This is a genomic window from Micromonospora yasonensis (assembly GCF_026013475.1).
In the GTDB taxonomy this organism is placed as follows: domain Bacteria; phylum Actinomycetota; class Actinomycetes; order Mycobacteriales; family Micromonosporaceae; genus Micromonospora; species Micromonospora yasonensis.
Window position 1 is genome coordinate 1 of record NZ_JAPDPH010000445.1, and the last position, 1,487, is coordinate 1,487.

Sequence of the window (1,487 nt, forward strand, 5' to 3'; positions counted from 1 at the left end):
AGGCCGCCGATCATCGGCAGCGCGGCGACCTGCCCAGCGGGCCAGCCGGTGTTGGCGGTGAAGCTGAGCCGGACGTGCCGTCGGTCCCCCGCCGGCAGCGGGATCGACACGCTGTTGCCGGTGCCCGGGTCGAAGGTCCAGCCGGCCGACGCCGTGACGGTGGTCCAGGCCGACCCGTCGGTGGACCCGAGCACCGACAGCGTCTGGGTACGCCGCTCCCAGCTCGGTGGGAGCTTCAGCACCACCCGGTCGACCGCCCGGACCGCACCGAGGTCCACGGTCAGCGTCTGCGGGAAGGCGTTGTTGGCGCTCTCCCAGTACGTGCCGGCGGTGCCGTCCACCGCGTTGGCCGCCACGTACGTCTGGGTGGTGCTCGACGCGGTGACCGGCCGGCCGAGGGCGAGGTTGCCGCTCGGCGGCGGCCCGGTCGGCGTCGGGGTGGTCGGCGTGGGGCTGGGCGGGGTGGACGGGCCGTTGCCCCACTGTGGCTCAGGCCATGGACCGCAGTACGGGCTGGCCGAATACCAGCCGGAGTTGCCGGCGCCCTGGCTGATCTGGAAGCCGCTGCCGACGCAGTTGTACATCGGGTTGGCCTGGGCGATGCCGGTGGCCCGCACGTTGGTGAAGCTGACCTGGCTGGGCGCCTGCACCTGGAGGGCGAAGGTGCCCGCGCCGTCGATGCGGACATTGTTCAGGTTGATCCCGCTGGTCTGCCCCTCGATCCAGTGCAGCGCGGCGTACGAGCTGTCCAGGATGTCGGTGTCGGTGACGTTGACGGTGGCGCCCTGGATCGGCTCGTTGAGGGCGGAGAACCAGAGCGCGCCGACCCCGAAGCGCCAGTTGTAGTCGGAGTTGCCGTTGCGGATCAGCGTGTTGCGGGCCACCGTGATCGTGCCGGCGACCGCGGTCGGGCCGTTGACGCCCGGATAGCGGTTGGCCACGTGGATGCCGCCGCCGTTGGTGACCGAGTCGGCGGTCACGTTGTCGGTGATCCGGATGTCCCGGCCGCCGTAGGTGACGAGGTTGTTCGCCAGGATGGTGACGCCGACGGTGTTGAAGGTGAACGCGTTGTTGACGTTCGGCACGTTCTGCGCCCACATGGCCAGTCCGTCGTCGCCGGTGTTGCGGACGAACGTGTTGGTCACCGTGGAGTTGGTGACGCCCCAGTGGAAGTTCACCCCGTCGGCGGTCTGGTCGAGAATCCGGCTGTTGCGAATGGTCAGGTTGTCCATCGGGCCGTCCATCCAGGCGCCCACCTTGGTGTGCTGCAACCAGAGGTTGTCCACCACCGAGTTCGACATCGCCCCGCCGAGGGCGTTGACCTGGTCCTCGTCGACCCGTTCGCGGATGTCGCCGATGATCGCGAAATCCCGCAGGGTGACGTTGCGGCTGGGCCCGCCGGCCTCGTGCGGCCGGATCTCGCCGCCGTAGCCGCCGCCGGCGACGTACTTGCCGTAGATGCCGGCGGCCCGCTTGCGGTCGGTGGG

Annotated in this window: 1 protein-coding gene; it reads right to left on the reverse strand. The window is 70.1% G+C overall.

Features of this window, described 5'->3' with window-relative positions; all coding sequences use genetic code 11:
- On the reverse strand, positions 1-1,487 hold a 1,487-nt coding region (locus ONA70_RS36200), incomplete at both ends, for a discoidin domain-containing protein (protein WP_265010974.1).